At 51.9% G+C, this 18,303-nt stretch carries 16 protein-coding genes and 1 tRNA gene; 14 read left to right on the top strand and 3 right to left on the bottom strand.

What is annotated here, in order from left to right:
* Window position 1: 1 nt before the first annotated feature.
* From ACT9TW_RS21625 to ACT9TW_RS21565, 13 genes are all read left to right on the top strand, one after another.
* Window positions 2-958 (top strand): formylglycine-generating enzyme family protein, encoded by a 957-nt coding sequence (locus ACT9TW_RS21625; RefSeq protein ID WP_446493658.1) that lies wholly within the window; start codon window positions 2-4, stop codon window positions 956-958.
* Window positions 959-967: 9 nt separating this feature from the next.
* Window positions 968-1,153, top strand: a complete 186-nt coding sequence (locus tag ACT9TW_RS21620; RefSeq protein ID WP_446493657.1) for a hypothetical protein — start codon at window positions 968-970, stop codon at window positions 1,151-1,153.
* A gap of 12 nt (window positions 1,154-1,165) precedes the next feature.
* On the top strand, window positions 1,166-2,131 hold the full coding sequence (locus tag ACT9TW_RS21615) for a formylglycine-generating enzyme family protein (protein ID WP_446493656.1): 966 nt from the start codon (window positions 1,166-1,168) through the stop codon (window positions 2,129-2,131).
* Between the two features lie 101 nt (window positions 2,132-2,232).
* A complete protein-coding gene (locus ACT9TW_RS21610) occupies window positions 2,233-2,538 on the top strand; it encodes a hypothetical protein (RefSeq protein ID WP_446493655.1) in 306 nt (101 codons plus the stop codon).
* Window positions 2,539-2,771: 233 nt separating this feature from the next.
* Window positions 2,772-3,029: a PAAR domain-containing protein gene (locus ACT9TW_RS21605; protein WP_446493654.1), complete on the top strand. Its 258-nt coding sequence runs from the start codon at window positions 2,772-2,774 to the stop codon at window positions 3,027-3,029.
* Between the two features lie 2 nt (window positions 3,030-3,031).
* Entirely contained in the window at window positions 3,032-4,213 is a 1,182-nt protein-coding gene (locus ACT9TW_RS21600; protein WP_446493653.1) for a hypothetical protein, read from the top strand.
* A gap of 20 nt (window positions 4,214-4,233) precedes the next feature.
* Window positions 4,234-7,656 (top strand): ImcF-related family protein, encoded by a 3,423-nt coding sequence (locus tag ACT9TW_RS21595; RefSeq protein ID WP_446493652.1) that lies wholly within the window; start codon window positions 4,234-4,236, stop codon window positions 7,654-7,656.
* Window positions 7,656-9,251, top strand: a complete 1,596-nt coding sequence (tssA, locus tag ACT9TW_RS21590; protein ID WP_446493651.1) for a type VI secretion system protein TssA — start codon at window positions 7,656-7,658, stop codon at window positions 9,249-9,251. Before ACT9TW_RS21595 ends, tssA begins: the two co-directional genes overlap by 1 nt.
* Before the next feature lie 20 nt (window positions 9,252-9,271).
* Window positions 9,272-11,035, top strand: coding sequence for a type VI secretion system baseplate subunit TssF (gene tssF, locus ACT9TW_RS21585; protein WP_446493650.1), 1,764 nt, complete (start codon window positions 9,272-9,274; stop codon window positions 11,033-11,035).
* On the top strand, window positions 10,990-12,093 hold the full coding sequence (gene tssG / locus ACT9TW_RS21580; protein ID WP_446493649.1) for a type VI secretion system baseplate subunit TssG: 1,104 nt from the start codon (window positions 10,990-10,992) through the stop codon (window positions 12,091-12,093). The genes tssF and tssG overlap by 46 nt, the downstream gene beginning before the upstream one ends.
* Entirely contained in the window at window positions 12,074-12,610 is a 537-nt protein-coding gene (tssJ, locus tag ACT9TW_RS21575) for a type VI secretion system lipoprotein TssJ (protein WP_446493648.1), read from the top strand. The genes tssG and tssJ overlap by 20 nt, the downstream gene beginning before the upstream one ends.
* On the top strand, window positions 12,603-13,055 hold the full coding sequence (gene tssE, locus ACT9TW_RS21570; protein ID WP_446493647.1) for a type VI secretion system baseplate subunit TssE: 453 nt from the start codon (window positions 12,603-12,605) through the stop codon (window positions 13,053-13,055). The genes tssJ and tssE overlap by 8 nt, the downstream gene beginning before the upstream one ends.
* A 240-nt stretch (window positions 13,056-13,295) precedes the next feature.
* Entirely contained in the window at window positions 13,296-14,669 is a 1,374-nt protein-coding gene (locus ACT9TW_RS21565; protein WP_446493646.1) for a VasL domain-containing protein, read from the top strand.
* Between the two features lie 71 nt (window positions 14,670-14,740).
* On the opposite strand, the gene ACT9TW_RS21560 is transcribed toward ACT9TW_RS21565, so the two are convergent.
* Window positions 14,741-14,815 (bottom strand) — tRNA-Arg (locus tag ACT9TW_RS21560).
* A gap of 75 nt (window positions 14,816-14,890) precedes the next feature.
* Window positions 14,891-15,820, bottom strand: coding sequence for a formate/nitrite transporter family protein (locus ACT9TW_RS21555; protein ID WP_446493645.1), 930 nt, complete (start codon window positions 15,818-15,820; stop codon window positions 14,891-14,893).
* 314 nt (window positions 15,821-16,134) lie between these two features.
* Between ACT9TW_RS21555 and mlaA the strand changes: the two genes are divergently transcribed.
* A complete protein-coding gene (gene mlaA / locus ACT9TW_RS21550) occupies window positions 16,135-16,887 on the top strand; it encodes a phospholipid-binding lipoprotein MlaA (RefSeq protein ID WP_182061913.1) in 753 nt (250 codons plus the stop codon).
* 44 nt (window positions 16,888-16,931) lie between these two features.
* Here the strand turns inward: mlaA and fadL are convergent, their stop codons facing one another.
* Window positions 16,932-18,278 (bottom strand): long-chain fatty acid transporter FadL, encoded by a 1,347-nt coding sequence (fadL, locus tag ACT9TW_RS21545; RefSeq protein ID WP_182061912.1) that lies wholly within the window; start codon window positions 18,276-18,278, stop codon window positions 16,932-16,934.
* Window positions 18,279-18,303 lie beyond the last annotated feature (25 nt).

The following is an 18,303-nucleotide window of genomic DNA, read 5'->3' as shown; positions in this document are numbered from 1 at the left end:
TATGAATAAGTTACTTATCATAATAATTTCTGTGTTGTTGTTAACTGCTTGTGATAAACCGGAATCATCGAAAGATGATAAAAGTGTTAGCCAGTCAGAATTAAATGATTTTATTAAAAATATAGAATCAAACCTGGTTTATGTAGACGGCGGTGATTTTAAAATGGGGGACTTTGGTGAGCAAATAGATCCTGATTCTGATAGCAAGCCTTTGCACTCAATTGAATTGAGTAGATTTTTAATAAGTAAGTTTAAAATCACAAATAAAGAGTATGATTTTTATCTAACCAGTAATAACTTAAAGAGACGGGCGGTCAAAAAAAGTTTACAAAAATGGTACGATGACTTAAATGTAACACCAAATACGCCCGCACATATAGATTGGTATGAAGCGGAAAGTTATTGCAATTGGTTAGGTGAAATTACCAAAAAACCATTTTCCTTACCTACCGAAGCTCAATGGGAATATGCTGCAAGAAGCCGTGGGAAATTTATTAGTGTAGCGACAAATACAGGAAAAGCGGAGATTGAACATGGTATCGGAGGAAAGGATAAAGGTATAAATATAGCTACTGGTTTTGACAGGGAATCGTACTCAAAGAAAGTAAAAACTATTCTTCGCTCCGCGTCAAATTTGCCAGGTGATAATTTCCCTCCGAACCCGCTAGGAGTATATGATATGTCTGCGAATGGTTATGAATGGGTCAAAGACTGGTACGATCCAGATTATTACAAAAATTCCCCATCAAAGAATCCCCAAGGGCCTACTCATCCGACCTATAAATATAAAGACGATGGGTACCAAAAAGTTGTTCGCTCCTCTGATCGCTATAACGGAATTGTCGGTTCTGTTGTGGACAGATCTTTCAGACATCCAAGAATTACAGAAGATGATTACTTTCTGGGGGATATGACTGCAAGGTGTGTTGTTAATGCTCCGATTATCGTCAATAACTAAGGTCTTTTTTTGGAAGGACTCAACCGTGATGATGATCTGGACATCATTAAGTCCCGCATTCGTGATCAGGTCGCGTTGGGCTATGCTCTTGCAATGAACAATACCTACGATTATAAACTGGCGCAGGGCACTAACCCGTTATATCCCCGGATGGGAGAATTTGGTCTACTGTCTGATAATCAGGCTCTGGCCTGAGGAATGATATCTATGAATAAGTTACTTATCATAATAATGACTGTGTTGTTGTTAACTGCTTGTGATAAACCGGAATCATCTAACAATGATAAAAAGATTAGTCAGTCTGAATTAAATGATTTTATTAAAAATATAAAAGCAAACCTGGTTTATATCGAAGGCGGTGATTTTGAAATGGGGGACTTTGGCGAGAAGTTATATGGTGCTCAGATTGATCCTTATCCGGACAGCAAACCCCTGCATATGGTGGAACTGACCAGTTACTCAATGAGCAAGTTCAAAATCAGCAACCGGGATTATCATCTGTTTCTGGATTACCATCACCGGCCTGTAAGAGATGTTCGCGATTCACTAAAGGATAAATGGGCAGAATATAACAGCACCCCCGATACGCCCGCCAGAATTGACTGGTATGAGGCGGCGGATTATTGTGCCTGGCTTGGGAAAATGACGGGCCTTCCATTCTCCTTGCCAACCGAAGCGCAGTGGGAGTACGCCGCCAGAAGTCGCGGACAATTTATAGTTTTACCTACCAATACAGGTAAAGCTGAAATTGAATTTCACGGCGGAGGAAAAGAACGTGGTATTAACATAAGTACCAGTTATGATCGAAAATTGTTTGCGAGAAAAAATGGTACGCATCTAGAAGAATTATCAAGTGTGCCAGGAGATATTTATCCCCCTAACTCTATAGGGATCTATGACATGGCCGGAAACGGTTTCGAATGGGTCAACGACTGGTATGATCCTGATTATTATAATAACTCACCTTACAAAGACCCTCAGGGACCTGAAAAACCTGAATTCAAACATGATGGAAAGGGGTATCAGAAAGTAATGAGATCTTTAAACAGCTATAACGGAATAACGGGTTCTACAGTAGGACGAACCTTTCGTTCTCCTCGTGTACCGAAAGACAGTATCCCATCCAGTCAAACGGCACGTTGTGTGGTAAATTCTGCGGAGATAAATAAATAATTTTCGTTTTATTTTTTAACACATTTGATGGTGGTTGTTTTTTATTAATATGTTATCAATAATTGTTTTGGATATTTAAATTAGTTATGACAGGATGTCATATGAATTGTGAACGACCGATTCCTCTCTCGCAATTAAAATCTCGGCTTATGGAATTGAATCAGGATAGCGACATTCCGTTTTCTGTAATTGAGCAAGGAGATAAACTAATTGCTTCATGGAAGATTGTGGATGCGAAATGGATCGAGTTATTCGGAGTTGGTGGCCTGAAGAAGCAATACGAACTGACACTGCTCTTTAATGAAGCAAAGAATCGAGTGAGTTACAGAGAAAAATCAATCGATATTGAAACTGAGCTAAGCACAGAGAGAGTGGGTTTTAAAAAAAGTTCAATGGGGTGGTCGTAAAGAATTTAATTTTGGAAAATCCTGGAGGATAAAAACGGATGGCACTATTGGAGAGCAGTATTATTATAAGTTTAGTACGTCAGATATAAAGAACCCTGTATTTGGTATTATCAATAACTCAGGTTGGGAGCTTGAAAATATGGTGGATAAATATGGTTCCCCTTTTCTTTTACTTATCTTTATAGCGATGGTGTTACTTGTGGCTATGTGTTATCTGGATTAAAGGAATGATTATGCAGGGTGTAATTCGCATTAATGATAAAACGACCCACGGCGGCACTGTAATTGAAGGAAGCTCCGGTGTGATATTTATGGGGTTAGAGGTCGCTTGTCTGATGGATAAAGTAACCTGCCCTGAGCATGGTCAAACATTTATTGCAGAGGGTGATGAAGGTTCAAAAATTAATGGCAAACCAATTGCACTGCATGGCCACCACTGTGGTTGCGGCTGCACATTGATTTCTTCATTACCTCATGCCGGAAAACGCTAATCATGCCAGTTGATCTCAAACAGATCCCTAAGGCAGAGCCATTACCTGTTCCACCTGACAGATCTCGTTGGTTTCTCGTGATTGCTCTGATTGTGATTGTGGGAGCAGTGCTGGTACTTTCGCTTTGGCCAAAGGGATTGACCACACATTCCACTTGGTTCTGGTTCTGTACGCTTCTCATACCGTTCTCTGCGGGGCTGGCTGCCTATATTGCCAGGTTACGGCACTATGAGAACGAACGCGATCGCGTAATGTGGTGGAACCATTTACATCAAACGCAGCATGACGAACAGGTTTCACTGGGTCGACAAGCCCTTGGCGTACTCGGGATAAGTTACACCACACCCGTTGCCAGCAACAAACTCGCTGCTGCGCTTTTACAGGGAGCGAATGCGCTTCAGTCGCACTATTCTCAAGCCCTTCAGTCTGTAGTGACTTCGGCTTCGCTCTCTCCGGTATTAATAAGCTCTAATGAAGTAGAACATCAGTCACGGCTCGAAGCTGTTTTAGGTAGTGTCATCAGGCAGTTACACACCGAACTTACACAATTTACCGGGAAGCTCGTCGTTCGCCTTAATCATGATGGTGTGCTGAATGATGAGCAGATTATCACTGCCTGGCGAAGCATTATTCCTGATTCATATGCTGTTAGTGAGATTAACGTCAGTACTGAAAGTGATGGATTAATGTGGATTGATGAATGGCTCGACAGGCAGGATGACACGCTGTTCCTTTCCATTGAGGTTAATTTATTTCTGCTGGCCCGCGACCGACAGGCTGAATCTGTATCCGCCCTGTTATTGGCTTCTCCCGCTTGGCTGGAACGACAACATATCAAGCCGAAAATGTGGATACATCGTCCGGTTGTTGTAAAGGATGCTAGTGATGCAGTTGCGGATGTGGCGAATTGGGGAGAAGTAACCACAGAATTACCCTGGTATTTGTGGCGTGCGCAGGTGAAAAGCGATGCGCTGGCTGCCGTTCTTCAGGTGATGGATAAGTCAGGGTATTTACCTGCAAAAAAAGGAGAGCAGATTCTGGATGATGCTTTTGGCAGGCCAGCGACTGCAGTGGGCAATATCACTCTGATTTGTGCTTGTGAAAGTGCCGTTAGTTCGGGATTGACTCAGTGGCTGCTCGTTGGTGCTCGAACAACTCAGATGACAGTTGTTCGTCCTGCATAATGCTTTCAAAGGATAGTGATGTGAAAAAGAAAAAACGTCTCAGTGCCTGGTTACTCGTCCTGCTGATTGCGGTTGTAGCTGGCGGGCTTATCTGGACTGAGAATCCCCTTGTTCATCTGCGTACTTCCGAGAAAAAGCTGGCGGTTTCGTTGGCAGTTGCCGGTCTATGTTTATTCATTTTGCTCTGTGATGATTTATTTGTCCGCTTGTGGCAATGGTTTATATCTCTGAGCTTTATTCAGCAGTTGCGAGAATTAGCGGGGAAAAATCATCGACAGGAAAATACATCGCGTGCTGACCTGGACAAATGTAGCGAAACGGTCAAAATCATCCGCCTCGCCATGCGTAACCTCTACGGCCGTTGCTGGGGACGTAAAACACGCATCCTGCTGATAACCGGTACCGCCGCTGAAGTGGAGCAACTGACTCCAGGTCTTACGGTTCAGCTCTGGCAGGAAGACCGCGGCACACTGTTGCTGTGGGGCGGTGACCTCAATACGCCGGCAGACAGTGCCTGGCTGACCGCGCTGCGCAAACTGCGCCGCCGTCCGTTGGATGGCCTGGTGTGGGTGACCTCGGCCTTTGACCAACTCTCAGCGCCAGGGCTGGAGCAGCCGCTGCCGGTACCGTCAGAAAGCACCATGGACTCCCTGTCTCATGCCATTAGCGCGCGTATGGAAACGCTTGGCTGGCAGCTTCCGCTGTATGTCTGGTCCTTGCATCCACGCGCCGGTAAGCCGGAAGGGCGCATTACGCAAGCTACCGGCTGTCTATTGCCTGCCGGTTGTCGTACCGAAGGGCTGGCAGAGCAACTCTCCGTCCTGACGCCAGATTTGACTTCACAGGGTTTGCAGCAGACCTGCGGTGAAGTGAAACATAACTTCCTGCTGACGTTGGCCGACCAGCTCATTCGTGAGCCGGAAAGCGTGACCGCGCCGCTGGCGGTGATGCTTAATCCGTACCGCCCGCTACCGCTGGCTGGTGTGGTGTTCAGTCAGCCCTCTGCCGGTGCCGAACGTGCCGTAACGCACCACTGGGGCATGGATAAACGCTGGGATGTTTTGCCTGAGTCTGTCCGCACGCTTCCTGCCGGACTGCGTCCGCGCAAACCGGGCATTCCATGGCGCAAACTGTTTGCGTCGGTTGTGGCCCTGGCGATGGTGGGCTGGGCTGCATGGATGAGCATCGCGTATGTCACCAACCGCAGCCAGATTGATGGGGCTAATGCCCAGGCCGCACTTGCCGCCCGACAGAATCAGCCGCTGGAACAGCGCCTGCACGCGCTGTCTGAACTCCAGAAAACCCTTGCCCGTCTGAAGTACCGCGCTGATCACGGTGTGCCCTGGTATGAGCAGGCCGGGCTGAGCCAGAACAATGCGTTGCTGGCGGCACTCTGGCCGCGCTATCAGGACAGCGCCCAGCCTCTGCTGCGCGATGCGGCAGCGGACCATCTGCAGACTCAGCTCAGTGCCTTCAATGCGTTGCCGCCGGGCAGCCCGCTGCGTGAGCAGATGGCAAAAACTACTTATGACCAGCTCAAACTCTGGCTGATGCTGGCCCGTCCGGAACATATGGACGTGGCCTGGTTCAGCCCGGCGCTGCTGCACAACTGGCCAAAACGTGACGACGTGAAAGACGCCGTCTGGCAGGGCGTGGCGCCGTCACTGCTGACGTTCTATGGCGCGCAGCTGGTCACACATCCTGAGTGGAAACTGCGAGCCGATGAAAACATGGTCAGTCAGGCGCGCTCCCTGCTGGTCCGCCTGATGGGCGTGCGTAACAGTGAATCGACGCAGTACCAGAAGATGCTCTCGCAGGTGGCGCACCTGTATGTCGATATGCGTCTTGAAGATATGACCGGGGAAACCGATGCATCCCGCCTGTTTAGCACCACCGAAATTGTGCCAGGTATGTTTACCCGTCAGGCCTGGGAGCAGGCCGTGCAGCCCGCTATCGATAAGGTGGTGAAAGCACGCCGGGACGAGCTCGACTGGGTGCTGACCGACAGCAAGCGTCAGGTAAATAAACAGGACGAGACCTCGCCGGAGGCGCTGAAAAAGCGCCTTACGGAGCGTTACTTTGCTGACTTTGGCGGCGCCTGGCTGACATTTCTCAACAGCATGCGCTGGAACCAGGCCGCCACACTGTCGGATTCCATTGACCAGTTGACCCTGATGGCCGATGTGCGTCAGTCACCTCTGGTGGCGCTAATGAACACCCTGAACGTGCAGGGGCGAACCGGGCAGACTGGCGAGGCGATTTCAGACTCCCTGGTGAAATCAGCCAAAAAACTGCTCGGTGATGACAACAAGGATGCCATTGACCAGAGTGCCGGCGTTCACGGTCCGCTGGATGCAACCTTTGGTCCGGTTCTGGCACTGATGGACAAGAATCGTACCGGTGCGCAGGAGCAAAGTCTGCAGTCATACCTTACCCGTGTAACGCAGGTGCGCCTGCGTCTGCAGCAGGTGACTAATGCTGCCGACCCGCAGGCGATGACCCAGACCATTGCCCAGACGGTGTTCCAGGGCAAAGCGGTTGACCTGACGGAAACCCGCGACTACGGCAGCCTGATTGCCGCCGGTCTGGGGCAGGAGTGGAGCGGCTTTGGCCGTACGGTCTTTGTGAACCCGATGGAACAGGCCTGGCAGCAGGTACTGACCCCGGCGGCCGACAGCCTCAATGCTCAGTGGCAGCAGGCGGTGGTTGCCGAGTGGAACAGTGCCTTTGGTGGCCGTTATCCGTTCAATAATTCCAGCAGTGATGTTTCCCTGCCGCTGCTGGCCAAATATCTTAACGCAGATTCCGGGCGTATCGCGCAGTTCCTGCAAACCCGCCTCAAAGGCGTACTGCATAAAGAGGGCAATCACTGGGTGCCAGACAGCATCAACTCGCAGGGCCTCGCGTTTAACCCGGCGTTTCTCAATGCCATCAACACTTTGAGTCATATCTCGGATGTGGCCTTCACCGAAGGCAATGCTGGCATGAACTTCGAGCTGCGTCCGGGCACTGCTGATGGCGTGATGCAGACAGACATGATTATCGATAGCCAAAAACTGACCTATGTGAACCAACTCCCTGCGTGGAAACGCTTTAGCTGGCCTGCGGATACTGAAGCTCCGGGTGCAAATCTGAGCTGGATTAGCACGCAGGCGGGTACGCGCCAGTACGCCGATATTCCCGGTGCCTGGGGCTGGATCCGGCTGCTCGATAAGGCCGCCGTCAGTGCCTACCCAGGCGTGGGAAGCAGCTACAGCCTGAGCTGGAAGGCGCAGGACGGCCGCACACTTAATTACACCCTGCGTACCGAATCTGGCGAGGGTCCTCTGGCGCTGCTGAAACTGCGTAATTTACGTCTGCCGGAAACCATCTTCAGCACCACCGGTATCTCACCGTCGGACCAGGTCGCCAGTGCGAACAGTGATGCAGAGGAGGTCTACTGATGAGCACGCTCAATGCCTTACTCAGTGCCTGCCAGACAGAACAGGAACCATTACTTGTAGCAACCCGTGAGCGTGTGGCGCAGTGGGACAGCTGGCTCCAGCCGCTGTCCGGGCAATCGCCCGCTGGCGAAGACCCAGGCTATGACGATGACTTCCAGCAGATGCGCGAGGAAGTCAACAAACTTTCCGGCGCGGATACTGAACTCATCTGCCGGCTGGCAGAGAAGCTGCTGACCACGACCGCCAAAGATATCCGTGCGGCGACCTACTACTGCTGGGCGAAGCTGCACGGCGAAGGTGAGCAGGGGCTGGCCGAAGGACTCGAGTTGCTGGCCGGTCTGCTGGAGCGCTTTGGCACACAGCTGCATCCACAGCGTGACCGCAGCCGTAAGGCTGCACTGGAATGGCTGGCAGGAGCGCGTATGACTGACTCGCTTTCTCTGTACCCGGAAGTGGTCAGGATCGATGCGATGCGAACCACTGGTGCGCTGCTGCTGATATCACAGCTTATTGAGAATGAGCCGGATGAAACCCGTCCCGAACTCAATGCGCTGTACAGTGCGCTGGAAAGTCGTCTGCAGAAAGCGGGAGGTGTGGATGCGGTGGTACCGCAGAACGCCAGTTCAGGTGAAACACCTCTTCCGGCGAGTCACAGCGATGCGCCGTTAATCGGGCGAATTACTTCGGGTCAGGATTTGCTGGCTCAGGCCCGCACCCTCACCGAATACCTGCGCGAGCAGCCAGATGGTTGGCTGTCAGCACACCATCTGATGAAGAGCCTGCGTCACGACACCCTGCGGGCCATCCCGGCCCCGGATGCTCAGGGGCGTACACGCATCGAGCCGCCAAGGGCGGATCAACGCGCGTTACTCAAACGTCTCTACCTGCAGCAGAACTGGGCTGAAATGCTGGAGACGGCGGATAGCACCTTTTCCCGTGGTGCCAATCATCTGTGGCTGGATTTGCAATGGTATATCCATCAGGCGCTGACAAAGTCCGGACAGATCACGTTAGCCGATATTATTGCCGCTGACCTGAAAGGACTACTAATCCGTCTTTCTGGGCTCGAGACGCTGGCGTTCAGCGACGGTACGCCGTTTGCGGATGAAGTGACGCTGAACTGGATCCAGCAGAGCGTGCTGGATAGTACAGGCGAGTGGGGCAATGACACGTCTTCTGCACAGTTGTCCGATGGCAACAATGACATTTTGGCGCTGGAGCCTGAAGCCGTGGCACTGGCCGACAGTGAGGGTCCAGATGCGGCGCTGGGCTGGTTACAGACCCGGCCGGGTATGACCACCGATCGTCAGAAGTGGCTGTTGCGTCTGTTGATGGGGCGCATTGCTGAGCAGTACGGTAAAAATGAACTGGCCGTGCACCTGTTTGCTGAACTGGGTGAGCGTGCCGATACGGTGACGCTTACAGACTGGGAGCCGGAACTCTTGTTTGAAGTCCATGCTCGCCACCTCAAACTCCTCAGATTGAAAGCCGGTCGTAGTGAGGCCGATAAAGCCCGCCTGACGCCAGTAATGGACCAGTTACTGGCTGGATTGATTGCCGTTGACCCCGCCCGTGCCGCCGTACTCTGCGGTTAGAGCCACAGGAAAATGAATAAATGGAAGATTTGACCCTGCGTTATTACGACGCGGAAATGCGCTACCTCCGTGAAGCCGCCAAAGAATTCGCCCAGACCCACCCGGATCGGGCTGCGATGCTGGATCTGGATAAGGCCGGTACACCCGATCCCTATGTCGAACGCCTGTTTGAAGGCTTTGCTTTCTCTATGGGGCGGCTACGCGAAAAGATAGACGACGACCTGCCTGAGTTCACCGAAGGGCTGGTCAGCATGCTCTGGCCCCATTATCTGCGTACCATTCCGTCACTCTCGGTGGTAGCGTTCACGCCTGCGCTTCAGGCCGTTAAAATGGCTGAAGTGATGCCTGTGGGTCTGGAAGTGTACTCCCGCCCGGTGGGGCCGAAAAACACGGTCTGCCGTTACCGCACAACCCGCGATGTGATGCTCAACCCGCTGAATATTTCAGGGGTAACCATGACCACGGAGCCTGACGGGCGCTCGCTGCTGCGGATGCGTTTTGCCTGCAGCACCCAGACGGACTGGTCCCATGCTGACCTCAGTCACCTGAGTCTCTATCTCGGCGCGGATGCGCCCGTCAGCAGCCAACTGCATCTGATGCTGACCAGGCGGCAGTCGGCACTGTATATGCGACTGCCCGGGCAGACTGACCGTATTCGCCTCGACGGGTACTTCTCGCCGGGTGGATTTGCGGAAGAAGACGGGCTGTGGCCGAAGGGCGATACCGCCTTCAGTGGTTACCAGTTGCTGCTGGAGTACTTCACCTTCCGCGACAAGTTTATGTTTGTCCACCTCAACGGCCTGGACGGCATTACGCCGCCTGCCGGGGCAGAGTACTTCGACATTGAAGTGGTGTTCAGTACACCGTGGCCATCAGACCTGCCGGTCACCGATGATGCCGTTCGCCTCCATTGCGTACCGGTGATTAACCTGTTCACCCTGGAAGCTGACCCGCTCACCATTACGGGGCTTGAAAGCGAGTACCTGCTGCACCCTAAGCGACTGCAGGACGGGCACACCGAAATTTACGCCGTTGATTCTGTCACCGGCTCAAACCGGACTAATGACGCAGAATATGTACCTTTTAGCAGTTTTCGCCATAAAGGCGGGATGATGCGCCGCCATGCGCCACCCCGTTACTACCACACTCGCGTTAAGCGTGGTGTTACCGGGTTGTATGACACCTGGCTTATCCTGGGCGGCCACCAGTGGGAAGATGACCGGCTCTTCGACCGTGAAGCTGTGTCGCTGCAAATTACGGGTACCAACGGCCAACTGCCGCGCAGGGCACTGCAAAGTACCTTGCTCGACCGCTGTGAGCAGGTGGTAGATACGCAACTCTCGGTGCGCAACCTCTGTAAACCCACGCTACCAGTCTATCCACCTGCGGAAGACCGTTTCCACTGGCGGGTGCTAAGCCATTTGGGGTCAGGGTTTCTGAACATGATGAGCACCGCCGAAGTGCTGCGTGGGACGCTTGCGCTATATAACTGGCAAGAGGATGAATTGAATGCTCGCCGCCTGGAGGCGATTCAGCATGTGAAACACCATCGCTTGCAGCGGTTCGAGCAGGGCTTCCTGCTGCGCGGTCTCGATATTGAAGTGACCCTGGACAGCAACGGGTTTACGGGGGAAGGCGATATTCACTTGTTCGGCGAAATGCTCAATCGCTTCTTCGCGCTCTATGCCGACATGAACCAGTTCAACCAACTTACCCTCATCATTCAGCCAGAAGGAAAATGCATCAGGTGGAAAGAGAACCACAGTCCGCGCCTGCCCGGCTGATAGCGCAGCTGGGCAATCAGCTGCCATACATTAACTTTTATCGCTTCTGCCAGTTACTGGAGCAGAGCCAGCCGGATAAACCGGCAACGGGCAGCACCTGGCAGGTTCGAGAGGAGCCGGTGCGTTTCCGGCCACATCCAGGGATGGGTTTCCCGGTATCCGAAATCAAAGGGGTGGAGCTTGCGGAGCATTCACACCTACCGCCAACGGTTCGGATCACCTTTATGGGGCTTTACGGCGTGGAGTCGCCACTGCCAACGCACTATATCGATGACATTACACAGCGCCGCGAAGGGTGCGAAGCCACCACCGATTTTCTCGATATCTTCAACCATAGGCTGATTGCCCAGTACTATCGTATCTGGCGTAAATACTCATATCCGGCGACTTTTGAAGACGGAGGTAAGGATAAAACCTCGCAGTATCTGCTGGGGCTGGCAGGACTCGGAATAGATGGTTGTACGGACACTATCGCAGCACCGGCTTCACGCTTTCTGGCGCTGCTGCCGGTGATGTTGCTGCCAGGACGCACTGCCGAAGGCATGACATCCCTGGTCCGCCTGCTTGCACCTAATACGCAGGCAAAAATCTGGAACCATGACAAACGCCGTGTTCCGCTGAAGAAGCCCCTGACCATGAGTGTCAGCCATCCTGTCACCCTGACAAATCGCCCGGTGATGGGGAACTATGCCACTGATGTGAACAGTCAGGTGCTGATGCGTCTTACCACCTCAAATCTGTCTGAAGTACAGGGCTGGCTCCCAGGCGGGGTGCTGCATACGGATTTAATGGCACTCTTGCACGTGTATCTTGGCTCGCGCCTTGATGTTCGCCTGCAGCTGTGTGTCGACCGCAGCCTGCTTCCCGACGCGACGATGAATGCTAAGCCCAAAGCAGGTGCGGTGCAGTTGGGGCGAACCGCTGTGATGCGACCGCTGAGTGTGGCAAACACCACCTCATACACCAAAACAATAACCATCAATCTTGGCCGCTATGAGCGTGTACAGGAAAATATTCACCGTAGGGAGACCGATGAAGATGGCGATTACCGCTGGTAAATTTCCCCATGTTGCACTGGCCGCAGGTATTGCACTGATACTGGCAGGCTGTGGGCTGACCCAGAGCGTCACAGACGGCACCGTCGCCGTCACCAAATCGATATTTTATAAGCAAGTGAAAACCCTGCATCTCGACATTCGTGCCCGTGAAGCAGTGAACCACAATGCCAGTGGGGTAGCGCTGTCCACCGTTGTGCGTATTTACCAGTTCAAGGACCGCAAAACCTTCGACAGTACAGACTATCCATCATTGTTTAAGGCAGACAGCCAGGCTATTCAGGCTGATCTGGTGGCGGAAAAAGACATCCGCCTGCAGCCCGGCGGGGCGGTGATGGTCGATATGCCGATGGAGGAGAACGTGCAGTATGTTGCTGTGGCCGGCATGTTTATATCGCCGGATCAGGTGAATAACACCTGGCGGATAGTGCTGAGCCGTGACGACCTCGATCCGGATAAAGCCCGCGTCATCGAAGCGAAAAACAACCAGCTGACCCTGAGGGTGCTGAAAAATGAATGAATCATCCCGTCCGTCGTTGTATGAGACTCTCTTCGGCAACTTTACCGGTGGGTTGGATTTGCATCAGGTCAGTGAAGAAAATCAAGTCATCCTCTCTGTACTCGACAACATGCAGCGCATTCTTAACTGTCGCGCCGGCACACTGGCGCACCTGCCGGACTACGGTCTGCCTGATATGACTAAAATACTCCAGGGGATGCCGGGTACAGCGCATGAGCTGATGGGGACATTATCCGCCGTACTACTCAGATATGAGCCACGCCTGAAAAAGATAACCGTTGTCCTGCTGGAACAGAAAGTTCCTGGCGAGTTGCAATATGCCATCGACGCTGAACTCAAAGGTATTGGTCAGGTGCGCTACGGCACTGAGTTTATGCCTGAAGGTCGGGTTCTGTTGAGACATCTCAAGCAACAACAATATCTTGACACAACAACCCGTATATAAGTCATGGAACACCATGCCTGTAAAATTACAGACCCTTAAAAATTGCGGTCCAGACAACCTGCTTCGTTTTCACCTGGAGGTTAGCATCGGATTGAAATTGCAGGATTTGTCCTGCGAATGGTGCAGCAGCAGGAGCGGATGGACGAGTGGCTTACGGAGGCCAGATTGAAGATGCAGAAAGCGAAGCAGCATAAACGATAGTCTCCCATAGCTTCAGACACGTCAGATGGATACCTGGTCATGAATGACATCCCCACACGTAAAATCAAAACCGGTGGTGACCCGCGCACGCTACCGGATTATGTAGCCCTGCGCGATGAACTGAGTAAGCTGAACCATCCGGCACGCCCGGATGTTAACTGGGGTCATGTGGAAAAACTCTGCCTCTCACTGTTTGAACAGAATGGAGTAGAGCTACAGACAGCGGCCTGGTATACGTTGGCTCGTACACAACTGGCCGGATTATTCGGTCTCAATGAAGGTATGGCGATAGTGGAGGCTCTGATAAGCCATCAGTGGGACGCGCTTTGGCCGCAGCCTGTCCATGCCCGAATGGAAATCCTCAGTAGTCTGAGTCAGCGTTTGCAGCAACTAATGCGTATGTTTCCATTGAATTTTAGTAACCTCAGCCAGCTTTATCAGGCAGAGCAATTGCTTACCTGTCTGGGGGCGGTATTGCAGCGTCTGGAGCTTAAGCATCTGAGCCAGCTCGATACGCTGCGTACCCTGATGCACAACAATGCTATCAGGCTGGAAAACAGTGATGGCACTCTCAGCTCCGGGATGAGCGTTAAGTCTGATGTCGTATTGCCTGCCACAATGATGAATAGTGCCACACCAACAGCGAGTGGTACCTCATCTGAAGAGAATAGTGCCACAGTGAAGTGGGTGTATGTTGCACAGATGGAACACCAGTCAAATGTGGACGTACTGGCGGCTATGCCCACTCCGGCTAATAAGTGGAAATCTTTCGCATCCGGGATGTGTACCATGCTGGTGATAAGCACAGCAGCGATATCGGTTTGGCAGCATCTTCACCGCCCTGACTCGCTACACACTCAGTTTGCAGCATCTCTGGCTCCTTTACCTGTCACTCTCGAGCCTGAACAGCTGGATGTGTTGCGCCAGCAATCTCCGTCATCACACACAGTGATAACACAAACACAGCAGCAGCTTGACCGGCTGGATAAATTGCCTCCTGACTGGAATATAGTTTTGAGTCGACAACTCCTGGAGCAGGCTCAGGCGTTGTGGCCAGAACAAGCTAAACCTCTGGCACAGCAGTGGCTACGACAGATGAATGCTGCAAGTATCCCCACAGAAAATCTGAATGGCTGGTATGAGGGAATGACAACGTTACGAAAACTGAGCGACAGGCTTAACGGGCTTGATGAGCAGAAAGGGAAATACATGACTGTCAGCGAGCTGAAGTCAGTTGTTTTTTACGCCATGCAATCTTTTAATAAATCCTTACCGGCTGAAGAACAATTACGGGTATTGTCAGAAAATCCTGCTGGGGCACCTTTACCTGTGGCTGCCAGGACTCAACTGGAGATGCACCTCAAACAATTAACCGCTCGCTATGCTGAAATAAAGCAGAATGCATCTGAATAATAATGTGACCCTGAATTGGCGATATTGGGAAGACTAATGCTGATTTTGGTAGATGTCAGATGAGGTCTATATGGTGTCCCCTGCAGGAATCGAACCTGCAACTAGCCCTTAGGAGGGGCTCGTTATATCCATTTAACTAAGGGGACGAAGCGGCACGAGTATAGCCTTATTTACACTTTGCGTTAAGCTCATCGCCGCCTGACTGCTCAAAGAGTCGCCATTCAGTCCATTTTTTTTGCCGATTTTTCATTATCTTCCCGAGCCTTAAGCTCGGCTTTGCGCTTGTTGGACATGTCATTGCGGATTTGCGCGTGGCTCAGCAGGGCAAAAATAAACGTCCCGCCGCAGATATTGCCTGCCAGCGTCGGGAGGGCGAAAGGCCATAAAAAATGGCTCCAGTGCAGCGTGCCGCTAAAGACCAGATAAAGAACTTCGACGCTGCCCACTACAATGTGCGTGGTGTCTGCGAGCGCGATAAGCCAGGTCATCAGGATAATCACCACAATTTTCGCACTGCCCGCTGAGGGAAACATCCAGACCATCGTGGCGATAATCCAGCCGGAGATAATCGCATTAGCAAACATCTCGGCAGGGGTGTTTTTCATCACATCCATACCGATTTTCACAAATGCGTCCCGGGTGGCTTCATCAAAAATTGGCATGTACTCAAAGGCCCAGGCTGCGACACCCGTGCCGATAAGATTTCCGAGTAACACCACGCTCCACAAGCGCATCAGTAGGATGGCATTCCCGGAAGTAGGGCTATGCATCACCGGGAGCACAGCCGTAACGGTGTTCTCCGTAAACAGTTGCTGGCGGGCCATAATGACGATAACAAAGCCGAACGTGTACCCGAGGTTTTCCAGTAAAAAACCGCCGGGCACATCCACCAGATGGACATGAAAAATCCCCTTCGCCAGCAGCGATGCGCCCATCGATAAACCTGCGGCAATAGCTGACCACAGTAGGGCCATGGCATCCCGCTCGAGCTCTTTTTCCCCGTCCTGGCGAATATGTTCGTGGATGGCCATCGCCCGGGAAGGCAGACGGTCTTCATCGACCTCTATCTTCTCACCGCGGCGTTTTTCCTCGCTCTCGACTTCATGATCACCACTGTGCTCACCGATTTTTTCTTCGCCAATTTCTTTCATAACCGCTCCGGACAAGGGGCTGTCAGTTAAGGGTAGCGATTTTTTATGGATTACCTGTGGGGATGCTCTTAAATTTCTGACAATGGCAACAAAGGTGATACATCTCTTTCAAAGCCAATATAAAATTGCCAGCGAAACGAAATCAAAAAGCCAGGCTATGCTGAGATCAGAGTGACGGTGATTACTGCCCGTAATTGTGTGCGTGGACATCGGTAAGCGTGCTGTTACAATCACTTGCACGTTTACAGACGGGGCGTCAGACGCTCCGTTACGGATGGCAATCAACGATAGCCATACTGAACAGGGAGATATTTATGAAACTTCGGCTGTCGGCGCTTGCGCTGGGCACTACGTTGCTCGTGGGCTGTGCAAGCTCGGGTGAGCAAACTGGGCGCTCTGATCCTTTAGAAGGGTTTAACCGCACCATGTACAACTTCAACTACAACGTGCTGGATCCCTATGTGGTTCGCCCGGTGGCGGTTGCATGGCGCGATTATGTTCCACAGCCTGCACGTAACGGGTTGAGCAACTTCACCAGTAACCTGGAAGAGCCTGCGGTGATGGTGAACTACTTCCTGCAAGGCGATCCTTACCAGGGCATGGTGCACTTCACCCGCTTCTTCCTGAACACCCTGTTGGGTATGGGCGGCTTTATTGATGTTGCAGGTATGGCGAACCAGAAACTGCAACGTGAACAACCACACCGTTTTGGTAGTACCCTGGGCAGTTACGGCGTGGGTTATGGTCCGTATATGCAGTTGCCATTCTACGGCAGCTTTACTGTCCGTGATGATGGCGGCGATATGGTCGATACGCTGTATCCGGTGCTATCGTGGCTGACGTGGCCACTATCAATTGGGAAATGGACGGTTGAAGGTATTGAAACCCGTGCCCAGTTGCTGGATTCCGACGGTCTGCTGCGCCAGTCTTCCGATCCGTACATCATGGTTCGTGAAGCGTACTTCCAGAATCACGACTTTATTGCCAATGGTGGCAAGCTGAAGCCGGAAGAGAATCCAAACGCGAAGGCAATCGAAAACGAATTAAAAGATATCGATTCGCAGTAAATAAAAAAGGTGAGCAATGCTCACCTTTTTTGATCTCTGTGCGATTAGAACTTGTAGTTGAAGTTCGTACCGAACAGCCAGGCTTTGCCTTCTGAGTGGAAGGTATAAGCCGCCGCGCCTTCACCTTCGGTGAAGTTCACTTTCTGGCCGTGCATATAAGATGCGCCAACGTCGATTGAGGCGTCATCGTTAAATGCGTAAGTCGCACCGGCGCTCAGCCACAGACGGTCCTGATCCGGGATGGAGATAGAACGCTTGTCGGCCGGAACCGGGCTATCATCAAATGCGATACCGGTACGGAAAGTCCAGTTCTTATCGTAGTAATAGGTTGTACCCAGTGCGATACGATACGCATCTTTGAAGCTTTCATCTTTATAGAACAGCGTCTGGCCGTTATCACCGGTGGCTTTCAGTTCCTGGAACTGGCTCCAGCTGGTGTAAGTCAGGCTATAGTGGATAGCCCACTGTGGTGCTACACGGTTATAACCGGAGATTTCCCACATTTCTGGCAGATGCAACGACAAAGAACCGTTCTCGGTTCGCCCGCCGGTACCAGCAGGAAGGCCAGTCATACCCATATTACCCAGAATGGTGCTCAGGTTCGGGTTGATGGAGCTTTTGTAGTCGCCGTCGAAGTCGATTTTCACTTCAGAACGGTAGGTCAGACCCCAGCGGTTGTTTTTATCCAGTTCATACAGGATACCCGCGTTCCAGCCGAAGCCCCATTCGTCACCTTTCAGGTGCGCGATCTGGTCGTCCGGGGAGCTGATCCCATCCAGATAAGAAGGGGGAACCTTGCCATTGAGCTGCCCTGCCAGAAGTGGGCCCAGAGAGCCGGCATAACGCTCGATCTTCGCTTTTGCATAAACGGCGTCAACGCCTAAGCCGAAGCTCCAGTTACTATCCAGGCGATAGGCACCGCTCAGGTTCAGGTTAACGGTTTGCAGGTCGGTTTTACCGCCATAAATACCGGCACCGTAGTTTTCACCAAATTCAGTTGCCAGACCATAGTTTGAGGTCACGGATGCACCCCAACCAAACTGCTCGTTGATTGGCATAACATAGTGCATGTTAGGAACCCACGCGCTTGGCGCGATGTTGTCCTGGTTAGCACTTTGGCCGGTTAAGGCTGAATTACCGGTGACGTTAACATCAGGATCGATATAAACCGCACCGATAGAGAAGGCAGGACGATCAAACATCGTGATAAGCGCAGGGTTACGACTCACGTTACCTGCATCATCAGCTATTGCACCTTCCCCGGAGTACGCGCGGCCAAGGCCAGAGGAAGAAAATTCGTTAAGCTGAAAGCCCGCTGACCAGGCGGACGTTGAGACGATTGCCACTGCAACTGCTAACGCAGTCTTTTTGAACAGGGTTTTCTGGCTCATGACCATAACCTCATTGAGTTATTTT

This window comes from Enterobacter sp. C4G1, assembly GCF_052886895.1.
Note: the sequence above shows the minus strand (reverse complement) of the source record. Positions and strands in the feature narration are given on the sequence as shown.

Bases quoted from the DNA above. Each gene is read 5' to 3' on its own strand.
- ACT9TW_RS21625 (WP_446493658.1), top strand. From the start codon at position 2: ATGAATAAGTTACTTATCATAATAATTTCTGTGTTGTTGTTAACTGCT.
- ACT9TW_RS21615 (WP_446493656.1), top strand. From the start codon at position 1,166: ATGAATAAGTTACTTATCATAATAATGACTGTGTTGTTGTTAACTGCT.
- ACT9TW_RS21610 (WP_446493655.1), top strand. From the start codon at position 2,233: ATGAATTGTGAACGACCGATTCCTCTCTCGCAATTAAAATCTCGGCTT.
- ACT9TW_RS21605 (WP_446493654.1), top strand. From the start codon at position 2,772: ATGCAGGGTGTAATTCGCATTAATGATAAAACGACCCACGGCGGCACT.
- ACT9TW_RS21600 (WP_446493653.1), top strand. From the start codon at position 3,032: ATGCCAGTTGATCTCAAACAGATCCCTAAGGCAGAGCCATTACCTGTT.
- tssA (WP_446493651.1), top strand. From the start codon at position 7,656: ATGAGCACGCTCAATGCCTTACTCAGTGCCTGCCAGACAGAACAGGAA.
- tssF (WP_446493650.1), top strand. From the start codon at position 9,272: ATGGAAGATTTGACCCTGCGTTATTACGACGCGGAAATGCGCTACCTC.
- tssG (WP_446493649.1), top strand. From the start codon at position 10,990: ATGCATCAGGTGGAAAGAGAACCACAGTCCGCGCCTGCCCGGCTGATA.
- tssJ (WP_446493648.1), top strand. From the start codon at position 12,074: ATGGCGATTACCGCTGGTAAATTTCCCCATGTTGCACTGGCCGCAGGT.
- tssE (WP_446493647.1), top strand. From the start codon at position 12,603: ATGAATGAATCATCCCGTCCGTCGTTGTATGAGACTCTCTTCGGCAAC.
- ACT9TW_RS21565 (WP_446493646.1), top strand. From the start codon at position 13,296: ATGAATGACATCCCCACACGTAAAATCAAAACCGGTGGTGACCCGCGC.
- ACT9TW_RS21555 (WP_446493645.1), bottom strand. From the start codon at position 15,820: ATGAAAGAAATTGGCGAAGAAAAAATCGGTGAGCACAGTGGTGATCAT.
- mlaA (WP_182061913.1), top strand. From the start codon at position 16,135: ATGAAACTTCGGCTGTCGGCGCTTGCGCTGGGCACTACGTTGCTCGTG.
- fadL (WP_182061912.1), bottom strand. From the start codon at position 18,278: ATGAGCCAGAAAACCCTGTTCAAAAAGACTGCGTTAGCAGTTGCAGTG.